The sequence below is a fragment of the Thermosipho japonicus genome, assembly GCF_014201655.1.
Taxonomy (GTDB): Bacteria; Thermotogota; Thermotogae; order Thermotogales; family Fervidobacteriaceae; genus Thermosipho; species Thermosipho japonicus.
Genome location: NZ_JACHEX010000004.1, coordinates 1 through 24953 on the forward strand (window position 1 = coordinate 1; position 24953 = coordinate 24953).

Here is a 24953-nt window from a genome sequence, read left to right on the forward strand (position 1 = left end):
GGGGTTCGCCCCTTGCGAGAGTAGGTAGTGCCCGGGGTTTGTTATGTTAATACTTCTTACTTGAACCTCTCCATCTGCGGAGAGGTTTTTTGTTTTTTCTAAAACTTACTTGATACTATTTGTCATTTTTTTATTCTTTTTCAGATGTATTTGGTTTTATTTTTCTATTTTTCAATGTTTATACCACATGTCTTCATTAAAATGAATCTGTGTTTGTAATTTTCACTTTTTACTTTTAATTCGTTTTATTCTGAAACATGCTGTATGAAATTACTGATAATCATCTTCTTTTTTTGATTCTACTATCTTTACTTACTTTTATTCCCTTTCATTAGTTCTAACTTTAAAAAGGTTTGAATATATTAATATTTTATCTGTAGTTATTAACTTTTGTTTTTTTCTTGCTCTAATTTTTATATTATTATATTTTATAAATTGTCATAAAAAGTTTGAATTTTATTTTTTGAAACCTCTGTAAGGATTGTTAATTAGAGTAAATTTCTTAAGTATATAAGGTTGAATAATAAGAGTAAAACTTAATCCTATTAAAATTCCGAAAATTATTAATAATGAAATTGATTTAAATAACTTTAAAGAGGAGAATAATAAAACGGAGAAACCAAGTATGAGACCTATACCATTTGCAAGTATTGGTGGTCCTACGTTTATTACAGATTTTTCTGGAGATTTTGTATTTTTTTCATCATTTGCAAGATGAATGGAATAGTCAATGACAAGTCCCATTAGTATACTCGATGTTATTGATGTTGAAACATCAAGATTGATTTTAAAAATAGTCATAAATATGAAATTAAATAGTGATGTAAATCCTATTGGAATTATTACACTTAATGTGATTCTAATTGATTTAAAAATTATAAATACCATAGCAAATATTAATATTCCTGCAAAAATGATTGACTTAATTTGTGCATTTAATATATTTTTATTTATATCATTCCAAATTAGTGCAGAACCAGCAACGTAATATTTGTAAGGTGTTATTTCCTTTAGTATATTTAAAATTTCATCTATATTTTCATATCCTTTTTTTGTTAAGTTAATTATAATTCTAATTTTTGAATTTGAAGATATGTAATACTTTAACAATGGATTATTTTTTGAAAAACTGTAAAGAATTGGTATTGGAATATCAATTGGAAAATTTGTATTAGAGACATATTCAGTATTTTCTAAAGTTTCTAAAATATTTTTAATTTTTTTATTGTCGCTTGCAATAAATGGTGAGTTTTTTTCTAAAACTAAAAATATGGGTTCTCTAAAATTAAAAAATTGCTCCATTATATTATAGGCTTTTCCAATTTTTGAATCTTTTGAGAAATAAGAAATCATATCTGATTTTATTGAAATATTTTTAATTAATAATGGTGATATGATTGCAATTACTATAAAAATAATTAGTAAGGTAAAAGAAATTTTGTCGCCAAAATACTTTATACCAAAATTTATTGGCCTTTTTTTTGGGTTTGTATTTTTAAAAATTTCTTTACTAAAACTGAATATTAATAAAACGTTTATTATAAGACCTATAGATACTAATAATCCTAGCTCCTTAAATGATTCTATATTTACAAATAAAAATGATAAAAATCCTGCAACAGTTGTTAGCATTGAAAATATAATAGGAATTTGAATATGTTTTTTAGTTTTTTCAAAATCTTTGATTCTAAAGTACGCATTATAGTAATGAAGACCATATCCTGAACCAATAATTAATAAAAATGAAAATATCATAACTGTTAATGTGTTTAATGGTCTATTAAATAAAAATATAATGGAAACTGTAAAAATAGAAGAAATTATGGGGGCAAAGACTGAAAAAAAAGCAACTTTAAGTGATTTTGTTTGAAAATAGAAAAAGAACAATATTAGTAATAACATGATAACTGGATAAATATACATTTGCTTTAACAATTCTTTAAAAAGCTCACTATCAATTACTGGCTCACCAAAAAGATAATAATTTTCAAAGAATTTTTTTATATGGTTTTCAATTTTAGTGATGTATTTTCTCGCATCTATATTTTGTTTAAATGTCAAATTTATAATTGAATATTTTCCATCTTTACTGATTAAATTACCTGCGTTTTTATCAGTTAAAATTTCTTTTTGTAGAACATTATCTTTTATGTAGGTTGTTATAGAAAAACCAACAATTTTTGGAAAATTTGCAGGAGATATAATTGTAGATATGTAAGGTTCATTTAATAACTCACTCGTTAGATTTAAAAGTTTTTTTGTATTTTCTTTATTGAAGAAGCCATTATCCGAATAAATAATGACAAATAGTGAATTGCCATCGTTAAAGTCTTTTGAGAGCTTTGCAAAATTTTTAACACTTTCATTGTCAATTTCATTTAATGATTTTCCATACTTAAATCCCGGTAAAAATACATCAGGGCCAGTGTATATTGAACCTTTTATAAAAATTATTACAAGAGATATAATAAAAAATGCTAAAAAAATTATAAATTTTTTCATATTAAATCCCTCCTCGTATAATAAGTTTAGTAAAAAGTATAAATTGGTCATTGAAAAGTAAATAGTGTTATGTAATTTCAAATAGTTAATTTTAACTATTTTGTTTATTATCATACACCTCTGGTAAAATAGTTTTAGGTTTCTCCTCCTTGAGACTTAGGTCTCTTAAATAAGATTGCCTAACTAGAGTGCATCTTTTTACTTGCCGGAAAATGTTTTTCCTCGTATTCTTATATACCGCGAGGTTGTAAAATGTGTACTCAATACCGAGGTGATTTCTATGGCTATTTTAGCTATTGATGTTTCAAAGAGCTCTCTGTCTTTTTACTCTAACTTTATTGGCAAAGGTTTTGTTGATAACTCTCCTCAAGGCATTTTTGACTTGTTTAACAAAGGGCCTGAGGCTTCTTCTGACTTTATTCTTGTTCTTGAATCCACGGTGTTTATTCTTTTGATGTTGCAAATTATTTCTTTCAAAATCATATCCCTGTCTTTTGGGTTAAAACTGACAAAATTGATGCTAAACTCATTTTTGATATTGCTTCTAAATTCCCTGATTCTTTAGTCCCTTTTGTTAATAACTCATATATCATTAGTGAGCTACGTAATCTTACAAGACTTTATTTAAAACTTAACGAAGATATTGCCAGACTAAAACTCAGACTTTATTCATATGGTTCTTTGTACTTCCCAAAACTTGATTTTAAATTGAACAAAACATATGAATCATTGCTTAAAGATTTTACAGTTGAAGAAATTGCTACTATGCCTCTTGAAGAATTATTTGAGTATATAACCAAAGTTTCTAGACACATTGTTTCTTCTAAAGATTTGGCTGAAAAGATTCAATCTCTTGCCAAAAATGCCTTGAGGTTATCTCCTAATCCTTCTAATACTTTAAGGCTTTCTATTGTATCCACTATCGAATTAATCCAACATTATGAAAAGCAAATCAATTTAGTAAAAAAAGAAATAAGTAAATTAATTAAAAGAATTCCAAATACTCTAACTACAGTCAAAGGAATAGGTGATATCACTGCTGCTGGTATAATTGCTGAAATAGGTGATATCAATCGTTTTAGAAATGCTTCAGCTTTAGCTTCGTATGCCGGCCTTGTATGGAACATTAAACAAAGTGGTAACTACAAATCAGAGAATACTCAACTAACCAAAAAAGCAAATAAGTACCTTAGAACATACCTTGGGCAGCAAATTCACTAAGAATATATGATCCAATTTTCAAAGACTATTATCGAAGAAAATATGTTCAAACAACTACACACAAACATATGAGAGCTCTTATTTTAAGTGCAAGAAAGCTGGTAAATTTGGTGTATTACTTACTCAAAAACAACGTACCTTATGTACCTAATAGATAGATGTAAATAGTTTAAGAAAGAATGTTATTTACAAATAAGAATATTTAATTCTCAAAAGCCATATTATATGACTAAATATTTTTGTTTTTCTCTCTATTTCTTACTTGACTACTTACCGGAAATCTCAATTTCTTCAGCATTTATTACAGCCTCAATTATAATGTCTTTATATTTACTCCATTCTTCTATGGCCTGTCTTTTTGAAAGATGTTGTTTACATTTTTCATTAGATTTTGGTTCTAAAAGAAGACAGCCACTTGGTCGTTCATTATATTTAAGTTTACAACCTGTTTTTGTTAAAAAAACGCATTCGCCAGAAATTGAATGATCAAAGATCAAGTTTTCTTTTCCTTTAACTGCAGGCCTTACAAAATATTCTTCTTTTTTTCTGTCATTCCAATCAATTGCCCATTTTCCAGACTTTAGGGCTTGGGTGAGTTTTTGAAATATTTCTTCTTTGTTATTTCCAAAATCTTTAGGGAGGGCAATTCCTGGATAACTTTTACAACATTTACCACCACATTTTTTACAAATTTTTTCGTTAATAAACATTTTTTTCACCTTCTACGAAGATTATATATTCATCTAAAACAGGTCTTGCATTTTTTATTTTTATTCTTTTTTCTTTAAGTGAAACATATTCAAATTCATTGCCCTTTTCAATATCTTCTTTAGAATTTAGTTTTTCAATTTCGTACAAAATTTTTCTTCGACCTTGAAAGATTAAAAAATCTTTCTCGGGTATAATCGTATATTCACCATCAGGTACGTTTAATTTTATAGTAGAAATTCCATCTGTTGCATATCCGCCAATTACTGAAACATGGGATGCGATTTTTTGATTTCGAGATAATGCTAAAGAAAGAGGAGACAATTTGTTTTCGAACTTTTCTACAGGTTTTGAAATACAAAATCCTACAGTTGTATATTCCATGTCGCATCGTTCCCATCTTTTTTCTGTTTTGTATTCGTTGGAAAACTTTTTCCCAAAGAGTGAACTAGATATTTCTAACATTTTTGTATTAATTCCGGTTCTTAATTCTTTTAACTGAACAAGAAGTGCTCGTCTGCTATCTGATAGGTAATCAAAGCTTCCAATTTTTATAAGCGACTCTATAACTGAATAATTGATGTTCGAATTTTTGTGCAAGAAATTTTGTAATGAATCGTAAGGTTTGTTTTTGATGATTTGCAACCCAGTTTTTTCATTAATTCCAGAAATTAAGGTTATAGGAATTTCGAAAATATTATTTTCTAAATTTTCTAATTCGTTTTGAGTAAGGTTTGGTGGAATAACTTTAAATCCCCTTGAATGAAGTTCTAAAATCAATTTTTCAGATTTTGAAGAATCATATTTTAAAATTGTTTTGTAAAACTGTTTTGGAAAATGAGTTTTAAAATATGATAGATAGTATGTTATATGAGCATAAGCAATTGCATGAGATTTGTTAAAAGCATATTCTGAAAATTCTATTATAGTCTCTATCAATTCATTTACAGTATTTGGATTAAGCTTTTTCAACAGTCCCTCTTTTAATTTTTTTAAGAGAGGTTTCATAATTTGCTTGTCTTTTTTGGAAACCGCCTTTCTAAAAACATCTGCTTCTTCTTCTGAAAAATCTGCATAATCAGTAGCTATTTTCATTATTTGTTCTTGGAATATTAGTACACCATTAGTATCTTTGAGAACATCTAATTTCTGTGAGCTATTTTCAATTTTTGAATTGGCATATTTTTTATCTATTCCAGCCTTTAAAGGACCAGGTCTATTTAAAGACAAAGCTATAGACAATTCTTTTATATTTCTAGGTTTTATGGTTCTAATAACCTTTTTTCCTATATTGCTATCAAGTTGGAATATACCGTTCGTAAAACCTTTTGAGATTAAATGGAACGTTTTTTGATCATTTAACCTTGGAGCTCCAAATTTTTTCTCAAGTTCTGATAAAATAGTAAGAGTTTTCAAACCAAGTAGATCAAATTTAATATATCCAATTTTATTAAGTGATTCCATATCCCATTCTATTGTTTGTTCTTTTATAGGAGCATTAATCTTTTCTTTGGAGATGATTATTCCAGCAGCATGAACACTTTTATGTATTGGAAGGTTTAAAAGATATTTGATTTTGTCCGATGAAATTTTATTCTCATACGCAATTTTTTTTAAAGTTTTTTCTCCAATACTTGAAAATGTTGTAATGTAATATACATATTTAAATTCTTCCCTAATCTTTTCAATTAATAACTTTCTTTTTGTATCTTCCACATCTAAATCAATATCAGGTGGTTCATTCCTACCTTTATTTAAAAACCTTTCAAACAGTAGATCATATTTAATGGGATCTATGCTTGTTATTCTAAGAAAATATGAAACTAATGAACCAACGGCACTTCCACGTCCAGGTCCAATTTTTATATTATTCTTTTTCGCTATATTAATAATTTTATAAACTGTATAAAAGTAATCAACAAAATTTTTTTCTTTTATTATTGAGACTTCTTTTTCTATTCTTTTTTTGTAGATGGGATTCTTAACATTTCTAAATTCAAGAAAGTTTTTGTTTGCCTTCGGAAGTACTTGATCTGATTTTATGTTGTAATCTGATACTTGTAGGTTACAGTAAATCTTTTTTAAAACTCCTTTTTCTACAGGATTACAACCTAAAAATTTTGAAAAAATCTCGTATAAATACCTTTGACCTGGAAGATAATAAGCAAAATATATGTCATCTAAAGGGATGTAATTTAGGTTTATTTTTGAAAAATCATTTTTGTTATATGCTTCAAACAGCTCGTATAATTCATATGTATTTTTTGCATAAAATACTTTATTATTATGCTTAAATGAAATAATAGGTTTTATACCATAGCTTTTACATATTTCAATAAATTTAATAGTAGCATGAAAATTAGTATCGCAAAGCATTAAGCATTTTGCTCCATTAATACTCGCATATTTAACTGTGTCTTCAATTTTTAAAATTGATCCTGAAAATGAATATGGACTAACTATTGCAGTGATCATTTTTTCAAAAGTTTACTAAACTGCTCTAAATTGTTATTTTTAAAAATACCATATCCCATTACAAGTATGTCTGCACCAGCTGAAGAAACAACATCAGCATTGGTTTCATTAATCCCACCGTCAACTGCAATTGAAAAGTTTAAGCCATATTTTTCTTTCCAATTTTTTAGTGTTTTTATTTTTTCAATTGACTTTGCAATAAATTTTTGACCTGAAAATCCTGGGTTTACACTCATTACTAGCACACCGTCTAAAAAAGGTATAATTTCTTCAATCAAGTATAAAGGTGTACCGGGGTTTAATGCAACAAATGCTTCAAAACCGTATTCTTTAATTCTTGATATCAATCTGTGTATATGATATGTAGTTTCTAAATGAACAGTAATTCTTTGAATATCATACTCTTTTAGTTTCTCAACATGAAATTCAGGGTTTGTTACCATAAGATGAACATCTATAGGTAGATTGGTGCAGTTTTTAACAGCTTCTATTAAGGGATAGCCAAATGTTAAGTTGGGAACAAAATGTCCATCCATAGTGTCAAAGTGAATTTCGTCAATGAATTTTTCAATTCTTTTAATTTCACTTTCAAGATTTGATAAGTTTGCAGCAAGTATTGACCCACTTAACTTAACCATGCTTTTTCCTCCTCAAAAATTTTATGCTATAATTATTATAACAAAGGAGGTGCAAAAATTGAATGAAAAAATAAAAGAAACTGTTGAATTTATAAAAAATCAAATAAGAATTTTACCTGATATTGGATTAATATTAGGTTCAGGATTGGGATTTTTAGCTGATAAAATTGAAAATTCCTCAGAAATATCGTATAAGGACATCCCTAATTTCCCGTATTCTACCGTTCCTGGTCATGAAGGAAAATTAGTATTTGGTAATTTGTCAGGTAAAAATGTTGTAGTTTTAAAAGGAAGATTTCATTTATACGAAGGTTGGAATCCTGAAACAATAAAGTTTGTAATTTATACATTAAGAGAATTGGGTGTTAAGAAATTACTTATTACTAATGCGGCAGGTGGAATAAATAGAGATTTTGAGCCTGGAGATGTTGTATTAATAAAAGATATAATCAATTTTCAATTTAGAAATCCTTTAAGAGGTCCAAATAATGAATATTTTGGACCGAGATTTCCTGATATGTCCAGTGTAGTTGATTTTGAATGGTATGAAAAGGTCAAGAAAGAGTTTCCTAACTTAAAAGAAGGTGTCTATATGGCAGTTTTAGGTCCAAGCTATGAAACTCCTGCCGAAATTAGAGCATTTAAAAGATTAGGTGCGGATTTAGTTGGGATGTCAACTGTTCCTGAAATTATTGCTGCAAAGCATTGTGGTATTAAAACATTGTCTTTTTCATGTGTAACTAATATGGCTGCTGGAATTTTGGATGTACCTTTATCTCATAAAGAGGTTGTTGAAGTTGCAAATAGGGTTAAAGATACATTTTCAAAGATTATTTTAAAAACTCTGGAGGTGCTCTAATTTGGTAGCAAATAATTTTTTAAATATAGTTGCAAATTTGAAACAAGCTAATAAAGTTTTGGTTTTAGGTCATATTATGCCTGATGGTGATGATATAAGTTCAGTATTATCTTTAACGCTTGGTTTGAAAAAGCTTGGTAAAGAAGTTATTCCAGCTATTGATTGGAAAATACCATCTTACCTTAGTGAAATAGATGAAGTTTCACTTATAAGATCTTTTGAAGAAGTAGATATAAAAAATTTTGCACCGGATATTATTGCTATAGTAGATGCGTCAAGTCCAGACAGAGTTGGGCGTTTTTCACAATATTTGAATGATTATAATGTTTTAGTAATAGATCATCATGCAACTAATACATTGTTTGGAAATATTAATTGGGTAGATCCAACGTTTGGTGCTACAGCTCAAATGATATTAAGAATAAACAGAGAATTAGAAGTAGACTATGATGAAAGACTTGCTTTGATAAATTTACTTGGAATTGAGACAGATACTGGCTTTTTCAGGTATTCTAATGCTGATGAAAGAGTTTTTAAGGATGCGGCAGCTTTAATTTCTCTTGGTGCAAAGCCAGATGTGATTGCTAGAATGATTTTAGAAAATAAAAGGTTAGAACAATTTAAGCTTTTATCAAGAATGATAGAAAAACTTAAAATAGAATCTGAAGGGCTTTTAGCTTATTCTTATTTAAGTAAAGAAGATTATGAAGAGTTAAATTGTACAGATGAAGATAGTGGAGGATTTGTAAGCGAGATACGTTCAATAAAAGGTGTTGAAGTTGCAATATTTTTTTATGAGTATACTGAAGGTGAAGTCCATATCAGTTTTAGGTCGAAAGAATGGTTTGATGTAGGTAAAGTTGCGCTGTTAATTGGTGGAGGGGGTCATCCTAGGGCTGCTGGAGCTTCAGTTAAAGGAAAAATAGAGGATATAGTGAATGAGGTTGTTGAACTGACTATATCTGAAATTAAAAATCAAAAACCATGAGTTTATGAAATCCTAGGGGGGAACATATGAAAATAGTAAAGTTTTTTAGAAAAACTTATAACGGAGACGAGTTTTTAATTGAAGAAGATGGTAAATTAAAAAGGATTAAGAAGATAAGTAAGGAAATAGTTAGTAATTTTAGAGATTTTTCAATATTTTTGAATTTAATTTCTTATGTGGATGAGTTTTTAAAACCTGAGAGATTTTTTGTAGAAGAAGATTTTTATACAGTAGTATTTCCATATTATGGAGAAAATGAAGTAAATATTGAGAAACTTTCTATAGATTCAAAAGAGCTAATTGCTTACAAAATGTTGAATATTGCTCAACAAGTTTTTCATATTCCAAATCTTTCATTTCCAGTTTTTTCATATGATGACATATTATTGAACGAAAATGATGTTATTATTCAGCCTCCTGTTTGGTTGAGTAAAAATATTGTTCCCCCAAAAAACCCTAGAACATTTATAGCACCAGAGTTTGAAAAAGAGTTTAAATTTAATGATAGATCAGTAGTGTATGTGTTTGGTAAAGCTCTAGAAGGTTTAGATTTGGAAAACGAATTTTTTAGTTCAATTATTCCAAATATGGTAAAAGAAGAATTAAATGAGAGAACAATACATTTTGTTGCACCATCTCTCTACCAGAGTTTTGTAAATGACGAATTTGTTATACCAATAATTGAAAGGCCTGAGTTGTATAAAATACTGGAGTTAGTAAATAAAAAGAGTTATAAATTTATTGGAGTTGTTGGAGATCAAAGATTAGGAAAAACCACACTTTTAAATATGCTACAAGATAGACTTCAAATGGAAGGAAAGATAGTTTTAAGGCCGACTAGTATTACTCAATTGGTTAATCAATTACTACAAGTTGCTGCAGGGAAAGTAGCTGATGAGGTTCTTGAAGAGCTTTTTTACGTGATAAAAAATGGTGGAAAAATAGATGTTATTGTTCCTCTTGTTGGAGAAGTTATTGATAGTATAGGAGATTTGTTTATTTTAGTTGATGATTATCATGAAAAATTTGATAATTTTAAAGCGTTTTTGAAAGAACTTATATCACTTAATTTTGTTAATAAACATCAAATTATAGCGTTTTCTACTGAGGTATTTGATGAATTTGAATTTATTATTAATGTAGATAGATTTTCGAAAGATGATATAAAAAAAATTCTTGAAAAATCGTTTGTTAAAATAAATGGTATAGATATTCTAACTGATTTTTTGTTTAAGATTAGTTCTGGATATCCAGGTATATTGGTTGAAGTGCTAAAATTGCTTGTAGAGAAAAAGATATTGGTAAAAAATATAGAAAAGAAAGTTTGGGAATGCGATTTTGATAGATTATCGCATACTAACATTGAACAAGTGTATGATATTATCAAAAATTTAGATAGAGATCTATTTTCTAAAGCTAAAAATATTGCAATTTTAGGTCAAAAATTTACAAATGAAGAGTTAGAATTGCTTGAAAACGTATGTGATATTTCTTTTCAAGATTTGGTTAAATTACTTGAGAGCAAGGGGTTTTTATATAGAGAGTATAATGTCTGGAGATTTACATTAAGACAGTATTGGGAAAAATTTTATGAGAAAATAGAAAACAAGGAATATTTACATAAAAAGTTAATTGAAAATTATTCAAAAATGACGTTTTTTGGTGTTTATCAAAAAATTGCTTGGCATTACAAAATGTTAAATCAAGAAAATAAAGCTGTCATATATTATATAAAGTCGATCAGAAGAGGATTAGAGGAATATTATTCGCCTAATTTATTATTATTTCTTATAGATGAAACAGAAAAACTGATACCTGAAAATAAAATTTTATACACTTTACTTAGGTTTAAACTTGAAGTTTATCAAAGAACGTTTAAAGAAGTAGATTTTGAAATACCTGATAAGAAGATTTTTGAATTTTTAAAAATTTTAAAAATGCAAATAAATTTACAATATGATATTTTAAAAAAGTACTTTGAAGAAGACGAGGAAAGATTAAATGGATTTGGAGTTATAGGAAGTTATAGGAGAAAGTTGGTATATTATCAAACTTTATATACACTTGAAGAATATGAGAAAATAAATTTAGGAGTATTGCAGAAAATTTGTGATATTCCATGTACTACTACATTTGTTTGCAGCTTGAAAATAGGAGCTTTACGTTTACTTGGTAATTTCTATTTACAAAGAAATAGAATATTATCTGATTTTTATTTTGAAAGGGCAAAAAATATAGCAAAAAAGAATAGAATATATCATCTTCTTTCGATTGTTTATAAAGATCTATCGTCTAACATATCAAATATGATAATATCAAATAATTTATTAGATAAATCAATTCAATATGCGGAAAAAGCAGGGCTTTCAAACATTGCTATCTTGTCGATGTTGGATAAAATAAGAATAATGTTATATATGGGACAAATTGATAAATTTTTTATAGAATTAAATAAAATTAGAAAAATAGCCAAACTTAAGAATTTAAAACCAGAGCTTGCTTCAACATATAGCCTTGAAGTTTTGTTCCACATTTATAATAGAGAATTTGAAGAAGGATATAATGATCTTCAAAGTTTTAAAAAGATAATTGATAATGTTAGCATAAGAGGAACATTTCTTAGAGCTTTAATAATGCTTTATTTATTTTCTGAAAGATTTTCGGAAGCAAAGAAATTGTATAGAAATGTTAAAGATGGGAGCATTTTTAGACAATATGGATTTGATTACTTTTTAAAGCTTGCTTTTGCAGAAAGTTTGGATGAATTTGAAAGGGTTTGGAAAGAATATAGAGATTCTGAGATTTTTCTGTGGCGTGAGGAAATTTATGCGCTATTAGGTGACAAAATTACCAAAGTTGATCCAGATGGTTTTTTAGAACAGCTAAATTTTTTGGAAAGAGAATATTCAAGTCAAGGTTTAAAACTGTCTCTTGCATTATTGTATGAAGGATATGCAAAATATTATAAGGTAATTGGTAAGAGTTATAAACATCAAATATATATGTCAAAGGTTTACTCTTTATACAAAGAAATGGGATTTACAAATTACTTAAAAATGATTGAAAAGAGAAATGATTTTTTGAAGCCATTTTTTGAAAAATCTTTAAATATTTCTAAATTTATAGATTCCGAAAATATTTCTAAGAGTTTGAAGAGTTACTTTGAAAAAGCAAACCTTTCAATTAATCTTTTAGAAGAATTAAAAGCAATTGAGGAAATTGAGGATCCGCAAAGTTTATTAAACTATTTTGCAGGGAAAATAGTTCAATACTTACCAGTTACTGATGTTTATATTTTTGTTGAGGATAGACAAATTGAGAAGAAATACAAATTTTCAAATACAGATGATATCTTAAAAGAAGATGGGATTTTCTCAGATCCTTTAAAAATAAAAATTTCAGATAAAGTTGATAAATACTTACATTATGAAATTTATGTCTCAAATCCATTATTGTCTGTTACACAGGAAAATTTATATAACATTTTAGATTTTCTTGAAATTATTGAATACGGTTTTGTAACTTCATTAAAATCTTCAATTTTAAAGTTAAGAAGTTTTCTTGATCCTCTTACAAAATTATATACAAGATATTATTTTATTGAAAAATTATCACAGATGTTTAGAAGAGCAAGTAAATTTAATGAAAAACTTTCAGTTGTTATGTGTGACTTAGATCATTTTAAAAAGATAAATGACACGTATGGTCATTTGATAGGTGATAAAGTTTTGAAAAAAATTGCTCAAATTTTGAGAAAAAACGTAAGACTGACAGATGTTATTGGAAGATATGGAGGAGAAGAATTTATAATATTTTTGCCTTATTCTTCTTCAAAACAAGCATATGAGATTGCTGAAAGGATAAGAAAAAAAATAGAAAAGTTAGATGAATTTCCTTTTAAAGTAACAATGAGTTTTGGTATAGCAAGTTATCCAGAAACTAAGGTTAACAGCTCTGACGAATTAATACATTATGCTGATGATGCATTGTATAGAGCTAAAGAAACTGGAAGGAATAAGGTGGTAGTGTTTAATGAGAGATAAGATTATTGAAGAAGTTTTAAAATTTGGTAATGATGTTTATATTGATGAACCAATGAAATGCCATGTGAGTTTTCGAATTGGAGGCTCTGTAAGTGCTTTTGTTGTTTCACCTTCCATTGAAATATTTATTAAAACTTTTTCATTTTTAAAGGACATTAGAGAAGTTAAAGTTTTAGGAAATGGAACTAATGTTTTACCTAAAGATTCAAAAATGGATTTTTTTATATTATCAACAAATAGATTAAATAAAATTGAAATTTTAGAAGATAAAATTATTTGTGAAAGTGGATTAAATCTTAAGAGTTTGTGTAATATAGCTGCAAAAAATGGGATTGCTGGTTTTGAGAATTTATATGGTATTCCTGGCAGCGTTGGTGGGGCTGTTTATATGAATGCAGGTGCTTATGGTAGTGAGATTGCTGATTTGGTATTATATGTAGAAGCATATGATGGTAATAAAATAGTTCGTTTTAATGTTAATGAATTAAATTTTTCTTATAGGAATAGTTTATTTAAAGAAGAAAAAGATTTAATTATTTTAAGAGTAGTTTTTAAAAAGTTTAATGATGAACCTGATGTAATATTGGAGAAAATGCGTGAGATAATTTTAAAAAGGGTTGAAAAGCAACCATTAGAATTCCCAAGTGCGGGAAGTGTTTTTAAAAGACCTAGAAAAGATTTTTATGTTGGTAGTGCAATTGAAAAAGCTGGTTTGAAAGGTTTTAAGATTGGCGGTGCAAAAGTTTCGGAAAAACATGCAGGATTCATTATTAATTATAATAATGCTACATATAATGATGTTGTAAATTTAATCAAATACATAAAAGAAAAAATTTATGAAAATTATAAAGTCAATTTAGAAACAGAAATAGAAATTTGGTGAGGAGGGATTTGGATGAGTTTGTGGAGAAAACGTAATTTAGAAGAAGTTGAAAAATTTAGTAAAGATTATAGAAAATTTATTGATGAAGCCGTCAGCGAAAGGCTTGCTGTTAATTTTTTTGAAAATCTCCTTATTGAAAATGGTTTTATACCATTAGATAGATATACAGGAAAAGAAGAAAAAGTTTTTTATACGAATGCAAATAAGTCGTTAGTTGCTGCAAGAATTGTAAACAAGCCAGAGGATGGATTCAATATAGTTGCTGCTCACATTGATGCTCCAAGAATTGACTTGAAACCTAATCCTTTGTACGAAGACGAAGGGTTTGCACTTATGAAAACTCATTATTATGGAGGAGTAAAACTTTATCAATGGTTAAATATACCTTTAGCACTTGTTGGAGTTGTATACAAAGATGATGGAACAAAAGTTAATATAAAAATTGGTTTTGAAGAAAATGAACCAGTTTTTGTAATAGCTGATTTATTGCCACATCTTGATAGAAAAGATGAAAAGATTAGTGAAAAGTTTCAAGGTGAGAAGATGAACCTTATAGTTGGTTCTATCCCATTAGATAGCGAAGAAAAAGAAGCGGTAAAAAAGAATGTTTTAAAAATTTTGAAAGACTTGTATAACATTGAAGAAGAAGATTTTGTGAGTGCTGATATTGAGCTAGTCCCTGCATTTAAATCAAGGGAAGTTGGGTTTGATAAAAGCTTGATAGCAGCTTATGGTCATGATGATAGAATTTGTGCTTATCAAGCAATTAGGGCATTAATAGATGCAGAAAATTTGGAAAAATCAGCTGCTGTTATATTATTTGATAGGGAAGAAATTGGAAGTGAAGGAAATGCAGGTGCAAAAGCTAGATTTTATAAGAAATTTTTTAGGAAAATTTTAAAAATCAATGGTTCTAATGATACAGAAGCATCGTTAGACGAATTGATAGAAAATTCTTTTGTAGTATCTGCTGATGTTGGATCGTTAATAAATCCAACTTATAAAGATGTTCATGATAAATATAATGCTGCAAAAGTCGGTGAAGGAATTGTACTTGTAAAATATACTGGTTCTAGAGGAAAAGCAGGTGCTAGTGAAGCACATGCTGAAGTTGTTGCTCATGTAAGAAAAGTTTTAAATTCTGCGGATATAAAATGGCAAGTTGGAACTCTTGGAAAGATTGGAATTGGTGGTGGCGGAACAGTCGCAAAATTTTTAGCTGAAGAAGGATTTAATGTTATTGATATGGGACCTGGTCTTTTGAGTATGCATTCTCCATACGAATTAGTCTCAAAGGTTGACTTGTATGAAACATATTTAGCATATAAAGAGTTAATCTCAAAGAGGTGATATTGTGTCCACAAGCATTGAAAATCTTTTAAGAGAAATATGCTTTAGAGTAAAGGTAAAAGGAAGAGAAGTTTTAAAAGAATTCCCAATTACGCCTGCTCAGTTTGATTTAATGCAAAAATTATATTTTAATGGTGAACAGACAATGACCGATTTGAGTAAAATTCTTGGAATTGCAAAAAGTACAACAACAGGTCTTGTGAGTAGACTTGAAATTGATGGATTTGTTGAGAGGAAAAGAAGGGAAAAAGATAAAAGAGTAATTACTGTAAAGTTAACAAAAAAAGGAGAAAAAGTAATTGATAAAGTAATATTAAAGAGGATAGAGTTTGTTGAAGAATCTTTAAAAGATTTTGATGAATCATCTAAAGAAAAATTAAAAGAACTCTTAAGCTTATTTAATGAATCACTAAAGAAATATAGGTGATAAGTATGAAAAAATTTACGGTTTTTGTAATGTTGTTTATTTCAATGTTTTTATTTGCAAAATTAACTATTATAACTGAGCCTAGTGCAATGGTGTATTGGAATGGAGTATTGATAGATGTTGTACCATTAGATGGTGTTTTAGAACTTGAAAATCTTGATTATCCAGGTACTTTGAAAATAGTAAAACCTGGTTATGCGCCTTATGAAACATTAGTCTCAACTGATACAGTGTTGAAGGTAAAGCTTTCTCTTCCTTCATATATCGAAGTTACATCTGATCCTGAAAATGTAAATGTTATTGTGAATGGTAATTTTTTAGGAACTTCTCCAGATGTGTTTGAAGTAAGTTCTGGAGAACTTTTTTTGACGTTTGAAAAAGACGGTTATATTTCAAAAAAGTTTAAAATAGTACTTTTACCATCCCAAATAAAAAAGATTCATGTAACTTTGACTAAAAATGTAAAATTAAAATTGATATCTAACGATGTAATTGAAGCAACTATTGATGGAAAATATATAAAATTGCCTACTACAGTTGAAGTACTTCCTGGAAAACATGTACTAAAATTATATGGAAAAGATTATATTAAAACTGTTCAAGAAATAGAAGTTCCGGCAGTTGAAGAATATGAGTATAATGTCGATGAAACGGTTTATGTGAATTTGTATGTTTATGGTTATCCTGAGAATGCAAATGTAATTTTGAATAATATTTCAAAGACTTCTCCTGCAATTTTTAAGGTTATTCCTGGATCATACGAGATAATCATTGAAAGTGATGGGTTTAAGACATTAAAGGAAAAAATTAACGTGACAACTTCAAGTAATACGTTTATGTATAATTTAAGTAAAAATTTAATTTCCTCAGTGAATAATTCATTAACTGTTTTTTTTGATGGTTATATTTCAAAGGATAACCTAGTTCCCAAAAGATTATATTTTACAAAAGTAGTTGGTAAGAATAAAGAATGGTTTGGTTTTACTGATGGTTCAATTGAAGAAATTCCAAAAAGTTTTAGCGTAATATTTACTAAAGATGGATATATTGAGTATAAAGGTGTAAGATATAATTCTCCGGTGATATTAAATGTAAATTACGATGATACTGTGAAAGTAGTCTCTAATGGGAAAGAAGAATCGATTATTGTAAAAGAAAATAAAATATTGGATGATCCTAAAAGTTGTGGTGTAAATATTTACTCAAAGCAGGCTTTTGAGGTAAAAATTAATGGAAAATTTATAGGTAGAACTCCAATATACTTATTATCACTCCCTGAAGGTGAATATAGGATAGAATTTTTGAAAAATGGAATTACAATATATGAAAAAAATGTTGAAATAAAACAAGGAATTTTAAATGAAATATATGGAGGGGATTAGATGAGAAAAGTGCTAAGTATTTTTCTAATAATGTTTTCAATGATGATTATATTTGCTGTTGAAACAGTTATAACGGATCTTTCTCCTATTGTTCCTGAATATTCAGCAGTAAAATTTTTGGTTGAAAACCAAATTATGGACTTAGATGTAAATGGTAATTTTAAACCGTCACTTTTAATAACTAGATTAGATATTGCAAAAGTTTTATATACTGTAATTCAAAAATATAACCTTTCAAAGATTTCAGACATTGAAAAATCTCTTGCTAGCATTAGTGACGAAATAAAAATTACAAAAGGTTTAGTTAGTGGGATTGATAAAAGGCTGGTAAATCTTGAAACAAAGCAAGAAGAATTAACGCAAAAGATTGAAGCTTTTGATACATTTTTGACTCAGTCATCGGAAACACTTTTTGCAAATATTGAAAAAAATTATGTGAAAAAAGAAGAGTTTGATTCTCTTAAAGCGCAGATTACGTTGATATCTCAAGTTTATAATTCTCAAACAAAAAAATTTGAGGAAAAAATAAATGATATTGAGAAAATTTCGGAGATTGAAAAGAAGATTAATATTGTAAGTAATCAACTTGAGGATTTGAAAACAAACTTTTTGGAAGAACAAGCAAAAAATATTGCTAAATTTTCGGATATTGAAAAACAACTTTCTAATATTCCAACAAATGTTACAAACCTAAATGTTACAGTAGCTCAGCTGTCTAATAAAGTTTCTTCAATAGAAGAACTTTATACTAAGCTGTCAAATATAAAAATCTCTGATTTGGATAAATTAGAAAACTTGAGTGAATTGGAAGATAAAGTTAATCAAATGTATTCAATTTTAACAGATCTTAATGCATTTTCTATGGATTTAGATTCTTTAAGAAAAAGGCTTGAAGGGATTGATATATTAACGGTCAGAAATGTTGTAAATAAATTTTCGATTTTAGAGAATAGATACCAGCAAATTGATAGTAGAGTACAATACCTAGAAAATAATGTAGGAAAAATTGAACTTTTGAATCAAAAGATAGAAGAATTAAATGTAAAAATTTCAGATATTGAAAATAAGAAGATTATGTTAGATAATTTAGAAAAAATTTCTAATGATGTTGAAGAGTTGAATAAGTATAAAGAAGATTCAAAAAAAGCACTTGACATTATGAGTGATAAATTAGTGGAAACTAACAATAATATGAGAACTATTTTAATTATTTCAATTGTTTCAGCTTCAATATCAGTAATTTCATTCATATTGACCATTACCAAATAATATAAAGTAAAGAAATTAAGGGGGATAGTATGATAGTAAAAGTTAAAGTTCCAGAAAATAAAATGAGTGCAAGTATAATACTCGAAAAAGCAAGTGATGATGATAAAGTTACTCCGAAAGAAATAGTTGATGCGCTGAATGAAGCAGGGGTTAAATATGGTATAGATTATAACGTAATAAATAGAATTTGCCAAAATCCTGAATTTTCTGTACCTTTGCAAGTTGCTGTGGGTAAGGAACCAAAAAATGGTGAAGATGGTCGCATTGAGTTTGTAAATTTTGAAAAAGAAAAGGAAAGTGATAAAAAGAATATCGATTTTAGAGAATTTCCTACTCACAAAAGGATAATAGTAAGAAAGGGTCAAAAAATTGCAACAGTTTATGAACCAACAGAAGGGGAAGATGGAATAAACGTATTTGGTGAGAAAATACCAGGAAAAGTTGGAAATAAAGTAGAGATAAAGTTGGGAAACAACGTTGAGTTAAAGGATAACAGTATATACTCGAAAGTTGATGGAATATTGATAGTTAATCTTAATGAAAACTTTATTGATATAGGTGAAGTTTTAGAGATAAAAGGGGATGTAGATTATTCGATAGGAAATATTGATTTTCCAGGGGAAGTGGTCATTACAGGTGATGTGAAGCCAGGGTTTGTAGTAAGGTCAAAGAAAGATATAAAGGTTGAAGGAATAATTGAAGCAGCAACTGTAATATCTTTAGAGGGTAATATAATTGTTAGTGGAATTAAAGGAAGAGATAAAGGAATAGTAAAATGTTCTAAAGATTTGATTGTAAGATTTGCCGAAAATGCAAATTTGGAAGCAAAAAATTTAATTTTCAAAGATCTTTTGAATAATTGTAATGTAAAAGTTTCTGAAAGTATTATTGCAGAGAATGGAAGAGGAGTTATTGTTGGGGGAGAATATATAGCAGGAGTAAAAATTGAGGCTGAAGAAATTGGCTCGGAAATGGGAATTCCTACACATCTTGAAGTTGGTATTCCACCACATTTACTTGAAGAGAGAAAACTTCTTCATACGCAAATAATGCTTGATAAGCAGAATGCTGAGAAATTAATGAAGATAGTTAAACAATATAAACTACTAAAAGAGAAGAAAGTTGATATACCTAATGATAAGAAACAATTGTTTGTTAAAGCTACAACAACTCTTCTTAATATAAAAGAACAACTTGAAAAAAATAAAAAAAGATTGGATGAAATTGAGGAAATGATAAATAAGATTAAAGTTGATGCTAAAGTTGTAGCTCGAAAAGTTATTTATCCTGGTGTTGAAATTATGTTGCAAGGACTTAAGTATTATATAAATAAACCATTAACTAAGGCAGTATTGAGAATTGAGAATGATAACATTATTGTTGGAGGGTATAAAGAATGATAAAAATTGAACCAAAGTTTAGAGAGCAGGTATGGGGAGATTCAAATTTAAATAAAATATTTGGAATAAAAGGTAATCCAATAGGTGAAGTTTGGCTACTTTCTGGTCATCCACTTTATACCACGGATGTTAATGGAAAAACGATTAATGAAGCAGCAAAGGAGTTATGTGGAAAAAAATTTAAAAGATTTCCATTGTTAATAAAGTTAATATCAACAAATGCGTGGCTTTCTTTACAAGTCCATCCTGATGATGAATATGCTCAAAGAGTTGAAGGAGAACCTTGGGGAAAAAGTGAAGCATGGTATTTTTTGAAGGATGGAGAAATTGCAATTTGTGAGGATCCTTCCTTAATTCCTCAAGCTTTAAAAAGCGGAAATTGGGAAAAGGTAATTCAAAAAGTCAAGGTTAAAAAAGGAACATTTGTTTATATTCCTGCTGGAGTTGTTCATGCATTAGGCCCCAATTCGACTATAATTGAAGTTCAACAATCTTCGGATTTAACATATAGAATTTACGATTGGGGAAGGCCAAGAGAATTACATATTGAAAAAGCATTACAGGTAGCAAAAAATACTAAATATGAAGATTTATTGATGGAAAAGATTTCTTGTAAATACTTTAATATGGAAGAATTATCTGAAGGTTATGTAGATGGATTTGCAGTAGATGTACCTAAAAAGATCGAAAAAAATTTTGGAGCCTTTGTAATACCAAAAGGCTCCAAAGGATTTGTTAAAGATTCTATAATAGTTACTCTTGGCGAATTCTTTTTGAATTCATAAATAATTTTGAATTTTTTTCAACGCCTATAAAGTCAGAAATAACTTCGCATTTAGAAACTAATGCAAAAAATAGATTATTCCTTGACTCTTCAGAAAGACCTTCGAAATTTCCTTGACCTTTTGCTATTATGATATCTGAGTCGTAGAATAATCTTCTAAATTCTTCAGAAGATTTTGGTAAAGAAGCCCCTGCAGTTTTAAGTTTTGTATCAATTATTGTTGCAAATTTTTCGATGCCTATGTACTTGCCATCGTCAACTGTTGCATCATTTATAATAGGTTTTCCTTTGAGTGCCACGAAAATTTCAATATCTTGTAGGGTTTCTTTAATTATTTCAATAAAGAGCATATCAAAAACTACTTCCCCTGCATTATCGGCAATAAATAATAGATTTTTTGATGAAAAAAGTAGCTTTTTAAATTCTTCAAAGTCATCGATAGAAAATGGTTGGTTCCATATTTCTATAACCTGCTTAAATAATTCTTCGGTTGAATCTTTTTTAGCTCCAAAATCAATTAAATTGCCAGCAACCGAAAGTTTTGCTGCCTCATATAGTGGATCACTCGAATCAAGGATTCTGCTTTTAAAATCTTTATATAAAGATAAAGCTGCATCGTTGGACTTTTTCTTTTCTTCAGAATAGAGATCACTTTTGTTTAAATAGTTTTCAAGCTTTTCATACATTACCTCGGCAATATCGATAGGTTTTAGATTATAATTTAGTTGGGATAAATCATTGAGCACTTTTTTAAGTATATTCCATTTTTCATGTTCTGAAATAACAAATTTGTCAAGTATTCTCTGAGCCTGGTTAACATGACAAGTAAGGCATTTACTGATAGCTTTCATTTTTTTTTACTCTCCTTGATTCTTTAATTTTGATTCAATTATGTTGATTACATCTTCAACAGTAGATATATTTTCTAGTTCATCGTCTTCAATTCTAATTCCATATTCATCTTCAAGTATCATTACTAGATCTACTACATCCAATGAATCTGCTCCTAAATCATCAATAATATTGGAACTTTCATCAATATCTTCAATTGGAATGTTCAATTTTTCGGCTAATATTTTACTTACTTGTCTAAATAATTCTGCTCTTTCCATTCTTTCCCTCCTCAAATTTTTATTTTATACATATTAGATAAAACATAAATTTTTAGAATTGTCAAGTAATATTATAGCACTTTTTAATGTTTGTATATCAATATTTTTATGGTATCATTTCATTTAGGGAGGTGTGATTATCTCGGAGAGAATATTTGACCCTGAGAAATTACCAAATGATGTGTTGACGATAAGACCACAAAAGTTAGAAGAATATATAGGTCAAGAAAATATAAAGAAAAGGCTTAAATTAGCTATAAATGCTTCTAAAATAAGAAAGGAAGCACTTGATCATGTTTTATTAGTAGGGCCACCTGGTCTTGGAAAAACTACACTTGCACATATAATCTCAAATGAAATGGGGACAAATATTCATATTACAAGTGGTCCCATTTTAGAAAAACAAGGTGATGTTGCTGCGATATTGAGTAATTTGGAATATGGAGATATTTTGTTTATTGATGAAATACATAGAATGAATAAATCAGTGGAAGAAATTTTGTATACTGCAATGGAAGATTTTCAAATCGATATTTTAATTGGAAAAGGTCCTTCAGCAAGATCAATTAGGATTGATTTGCAACCTTTTACACTTGTTGGAGCTACTACGAGAAGTGGGTTATTAAGTTCACCTTTAAGAAATAGATTTGGATTGATTATGGAGTTAGATTTTTATACGGTTGAAGAATTAAGTTTAATAATAAAGAGGGCATCAACTGTTTTAAACGTTGAAATTGATGAAGATGCTGCGCAACTCCTTGCAAAACGTTCTCGAGGGACTCCAAGAATTGCATTAAGACTATTAAGAAGAGTTCGTGATATGAGCACTGTAACAGAAAAAAAGAAAATTGATGTAATGATGGTAGAAGAAATAATGGAATTATTAGGAATTGATAATGAAGGATTAGATGAGGTGGACAGAAAAATATTAACGACAATCATTGAAGTTTATCAAGGCGGCCCTGTAGGTTTAAAATCATTGGCGGCTTCAGTAGGACTTTCAGAGGATAGTATTTCCGAAGTTTACGAACCATATCTTTTACAAAGTGGATTTTTAGCAAGAACTCATAGAGGAAGAATAGTAACTAGTAAAGCGTATAAACACCTTGGTTATAAAAATGGGGGTGGATTGTTTGATGAGTGAAATTTATAAAAGGTATATGGAAGTTGTAAATTCAATAAAGAATAAATGTAAACAAATAGATAGAGACTGTAGTAAAATTAAGTTAGTAGCTGTTAGTAAAACATTTCCGGTTGAAGTTTTAAAAGAGGCCTATGATTCAGGGATAAATATTTTTGGTGAAAATTATGCGCAAGAGTTACGTGATAAATCAAAGGCATTAAGAGATTATAACATTGAGTGGCATTTTATAGGAAGAATTCAGCTTAATAAATTAAAATATGTTGTGCCTGTAGCAAGTTTGATACACTCTGTATCAAGAAGTGAAGAAATTAAAGAAATAGATAAAATTTCTAAAAAATTGGGAAAGATTCAAGAAATATTGATTCAAGTCAATGTTTCAGGCGAAGAAACAAAATCTGGAGTAAAGCCTGAGCATCTTATGGATTTAATTGAAAAGTCTAAATCTTATGAAAATGTAAAGGTTATTGGTTTAATGACGATGGCACCTTTTACAGATAATGAGGAGATAATTAGGAATGTTTTTAAGAAAACAAGATTGTTAAGAGATAGTGTTTCAAAAGAATTTCCTAATGTTGTAGAACTCTCAATGGGAATGTCTAATGATTATTTAATTGCTTTAGAAGAAGGAGCGACTATTTTAAGAATTGGTAGTAAAATTTTTGGTCCAAGAAAATAAAGAAGGAGGGAACTTGTAAAATGTTTATATTAGGTAATTTTTTAATTGGTTTAGGATATTCATTAAGGGTTTTAATAAATATCGAAATGTTCTTTATTGTAATTTCTGCTATTTTAAGTTGGTTTAGTTATAATTCTAATGTGCAAAGTATTTATTATTATTTTCAGTCGATTGCGGACATTATTGAAAAACCAATTAGAAAACTTATTCCAAGAATTGGACCTGTAGATATATCACCAATGATAGCAATAGTTGTTTTAGTCTTTTTTGATAGATTTTTAATTCAAAGTATAATTGAATTGGGGTATTATATAAAATGAAGTATTTAGGTATATTTTACAAGCCAGAGCTATTTAACAAAGCACTAAGTTTAAAAAATTTGCTTTTAAATGAAGGTTACACAGTGGATTATTGTGAATCAAGTGAAAGGATAAAAAACAATAAAGTTGATTTAACAATTGTATTAGGTGGGGATGGAACTTTTTTAAAGGCATCTCATTTAGTTAATAATCCGTTAGTTGGCTTTAAAGGTGGAAGATTAGGATTTTTATCAAGCTATACTATTGAAGAGTTTGACAAATTTTTAAAAGATTTAAAAAATGATAATTTTGTATTAGATGAAAGGACTTTTCTAAAGGTTAGTGAACTAAACGCTTTTTGTTTAAATGAGGTTCTTTTAATTAAGGATCCGGACCAAAAAATGGTGGATATAAAGATTTCTTTTCAAGATGGTGAATTATTCTTTCATGCAGATGGGATAATGCTCGGTACTCCAACTGGTTCAACAGGATATTCATTATCTTTAGGTGGCCCTATTTTATTGCCAAATACAAAAGCTTTTGTTATTACACCGGTTGCACCACAATTTTTAGCCTCAAGAAGCATTGTTATACCTGATAATGAAAAAGTTAATATTGAAGTTGATGAAAGTGTAAATTTAATAATTGATGGTGCAAATTTTGGTAAATTTAGCAAAGTTACAGTTTTAAAATCAAAGAAAAAAATTTCAATTTTAAGGCCAATAGATTATGATTTTACCAAATCTATAAAGGAAAAATTGGGTTATGGGAAAAAATTTTTATAAAAAGGTGA

20 protein-coding genes and 1 pseudogene are annotated in these 24953 nt (G+C 28.3%); 15 read left to right on the forward strand and 6 right to left on the reverse strand.

Annotation, left to right across the window (positions count from 1 at the left end):
• Positions 1 to 456: 456 nt before the first annotated feature.
• The gene (locus HNP65_RS07030) at positions 457 to 2502 is read right to left on the reverse strand and encodes an efflux RND transporter permease subunit (protein ID WP_184619573.1); all 2046 of its coding nucleotides are present in this window, start codon (positions 2500 to 2502) and stop codon (positions 457 to 459) included.
• A 280-nt stretch (positions 2503 to 2782) separates the two neighbouring features.
• Between HNP65_RS07030 and HNP65_RS09985 the strand changes: the two are divergent.
• Positions 2783 to 3881: pseudogene (locus HNP65_RS09985) on the forward strand (IS110 family RNA-guided transposase).
• Positions 3882 to 3989: 108 nt separating this feature from the next.
• On the opposite strand, the gene HNP65_RS07040 reads toward HNP65_RS09985, so the two are convergent.
• The 3 genes from HNP65_RS07040 to rpe all read right to left on the reverse strand — a co-directional run bounded on the left by HNP65_RS07040 (position 3990) and on the right by rpe (position 7544).
• Positions 3990 to 4433 carry a hypothetical protein gene (locus HNP65_RS07040; protein WP_184619574.1) on the reverse strand — a complete coding sequence of 148 codons (444 nt, stop codon included), beginning with the start codon at positions 4431 to 4433 and terminating at the stop codon, positions 3990 to 3992.
• On the reverse strand, positions 4423 to 6807 hold the full coding sequence (locus HNP65_RS07045) for a helix-hairpin-helix domain-containing protein (protein WP_246348228.1): 2385 nt from the start codon (positions 6805 to 6807) through the stop codon (positions 4423 to 4425). The genes HNP65_RS07040 and HNP65_RS07045 overlap by 11 nt, the downstream gene beginning before the upstream one ends.
• Before the next feature lie 95 nt (positions 6808 to 6902).
• Positions 6903 to 7544, reverse strand: a complete 642-nt coding sequence (gene rpe, locus HNP65_RS07050; RefSeq protein WP_184619576.1) for a ribulose-phosphate 3-epimerase — start codon at positions 7542 to 7544, stop codon at positions 6903 to 6905.
• Between the two features lie 58 nt (positions 7545 to 7602).
• Here rpe and HNP65_RS07055 point away from each other — a divergent pair, with 58 nt between their 5' ends.
• Genes HNP65_RS07055 through HNP65_RS07100 form a run of 10 tightly spaced genes read left to right on the forward strand, consistent with a single transcriptional unit; the run spans position 7603 to position 20930 of the window.
• Positions 7603 to 8403 carry a purine-nucleoside phosphorylase gene (locus HNP65_RS07055; protein WP_184619577.1) on the forward strand — a complete coding sequence of 267 codons (801 nt, stop codon included), beginning with the start codon at positions 7603 to 7605 and terminating at the stop codon, positions 8401 to 8403.
• 1 nt (position 8404) lies between these two features.
• On the forward strand, positions 8405 to 9391 hold the full coding sequence (locus HNP65_RS07060; RefSeq protein ID WP_184619578.1) for a DHH family phosphoesterase: 987 nt from the start codon (positions 8405 to 8407) through the stop codon (positions 9389 to 9391).
• A gap of 26 nt (positions 9392 to 9417) precedes the next feature.
• A complete protein-coding gene (locus tag HNP65_RS07065; protein WP_184619579.1) occupies positions 9418 to 13434 on the forward strand; it encodes a GGDEF domain-containing protein in 4017 nt (1338 codons plus the stop codon).
• Positions 13424 to 14317 (forward strand): UDP-N-acetylmuramate dehydrogenase, encoded by an 894-nt coding sequence (gene murB / locus HNP65_RS07070; RefSeq protein ID WP_184619580.1) that lies wholly within the window; start codon positions 13424 to 13426, stop codon positions 14315 to 14317. Before HNP65_RS07065 ends, murB begins: the two co-directional genes overlap by 11 nt.
• Before the next feature lie 12 nt (positions 14318 to 14329).
• Complete coding sequence (locus HNP65_RS07075) at positions 14330 to 15667, forward strand: aminopeptidase (protein ID WP_184619581.1); 1338 nt, start codon at positions 14330 to 14332, stop codon at positions 15665 to 15667.
• A gap of 4 nt (positions 15668 to 15671) precedes the next feature.
• A complete protein-coding gene (locus HNP65_RS07080) occupies positions 15672 to 16094 on the forward strand; it encodes a MarR family transcriptional regulator (RefSeq protein ID WP_184619582.1) in 423 nt (140 codons plus the stop codon).
• A gap of 5 nt (positions 16095 to 16099) precedes the next feature.
• Positions 16100 to 17476 carry a PEGA domain-containing protein gene (locus tag HNP65_RS07085; protein ID WP_184619583.1) on the forward strand — a complete coding sequence of 459 codons (1377 nt, stop codon included), beginning with the start codon at positions 16100 to 16102 and terminating at the stop codon, positions 17474 to 17476.
• Complete coding sequence (locus HNP65_RS07090) at positions 17477 to 18745, forward strand: S-layer homology domain-containing protein (protein WP_184619584.1); 1269 nt, start codon at positions 17477 to 17479, stop codon at positions 18743 to 18745.
• A gap of 29 nt (positions 18746 to 18774) precedes the next feature.
• Positions 18775 to 20145, forward strand: coding sequence for a flagellar assembly protein A (locus tag HNP65_RS07095; protein ID WP_184619585.1), 1371 nt, complete (start codon positions 18775 to 18777; stop codon positions 20143 to 20145).
• Positions 20142 to 20930: a type I phosphomannose isomerase catalytic subunit gene (locus HNP65_RS07100; protein ID WP_184619586.1), complete on the forward strand. Its 789-nt coding sequence runs from the start codon at positions 20142 to 20144 to the stop codon at positions 20928 to 20930. The genes HNP65_RS07095 and HNP65_RS07100 overlap by 4 nt, the downstream gene beginning before the upstream one ends.
• Here HNP65_RS07100 and HNP65_RS07105 read toward each other — a convergent pair.
• Together HNP65_RS07105 and acpP are read right to left on the reverse strand one after the other, a co-directional pair.
• The gene (locus HNP65_RS07105) at positions 20899 to 21780 is read right to left on the reverse strand and encodes a damage-control phosphatase ARMT1 family protein (RefSeq protein ID WP_184619587.1); all 882 of its coding nucleotides are present in this window, start codon (positions 21778 to 21780) and stop codon (positions 20899 to 20901) included. The two genes, HNP65_RS07100 and HNP65_RS07105, sit on opposite strands and share 32 nt — an antisense overlap.
• A gap of 6 nt (positions 21781 to 21786) precedes the next feature.
• Entirely contained in the window at positions 21787 to 22041 is a 255-nt protein-coding gene (gene acpP, locus HNP65_RS07110; protein ID WP_126993531.1) for an acyl carrier protein, read from the reverse strand.
• Between the two features lie 133 nt (positions 22042 to 22174).
• Here acpP and ruvB point away from each other — a divergent pair, with 133 nt between their 5' ends.
• Genes ruvB through HNP65_RS07130 form a run of 4 tightly spaced genes read left to right on the forward strand, consistent with a single transcriptional unit; the run spans position 22175 to position 24945 of the window.
• Complete coding sequence (ruvB, locus tag HNP65_RS07115) at positions 22175 to 23185, forward strand: Holliday junction branch migration DNA helicase RuvB (protein WP_425506717.1); 1011 nt, start codon at positions 22175 to 22177, stop codon at positions 23183 to 23185.
• Entirely contained in the window at positions 23178 to 23861 is a 684-nt protein-coding gene (locus tag HNP65_RS07120) for a YggS family pyridoxal phosphate-dependent enzyme (protein ID WP_184619737.1), read from the forward strand. The genes ruvB and HNP65_RS07120 overlap by 8 nt, the downstream gene beginning before the upstream one ends.
• 20 nt (positions 23862 to 23881) lie before the next feature.
• Positions 23882 to 24181 (forward strand): YggT family protein, encoded by a 300-nt coding sequence (locus HNP65_RS07125; protein WP_126993533.1) that lies wholly within the window; start codon positions 23882 to 23884, stop codon positions 24179 to 24181.
• Positions 24178 to 24945, forward strand: coding sequence for an NAD(+) kinase (locus tag HNP65_RS07130; RefSeq protein WP_184619588.1), 768 nt, complete (start codon positions 24178 to 24180; stop codon positions 24943 to 24945). The genes HNP65_RS07125 and HNP65_RS07130 overlap by 4 nt, the downstream gene beginning before the upstream one ends.
• The last annotated feature ends 8 nt before the right edge of the window (positions 24946 to 24953 follow it).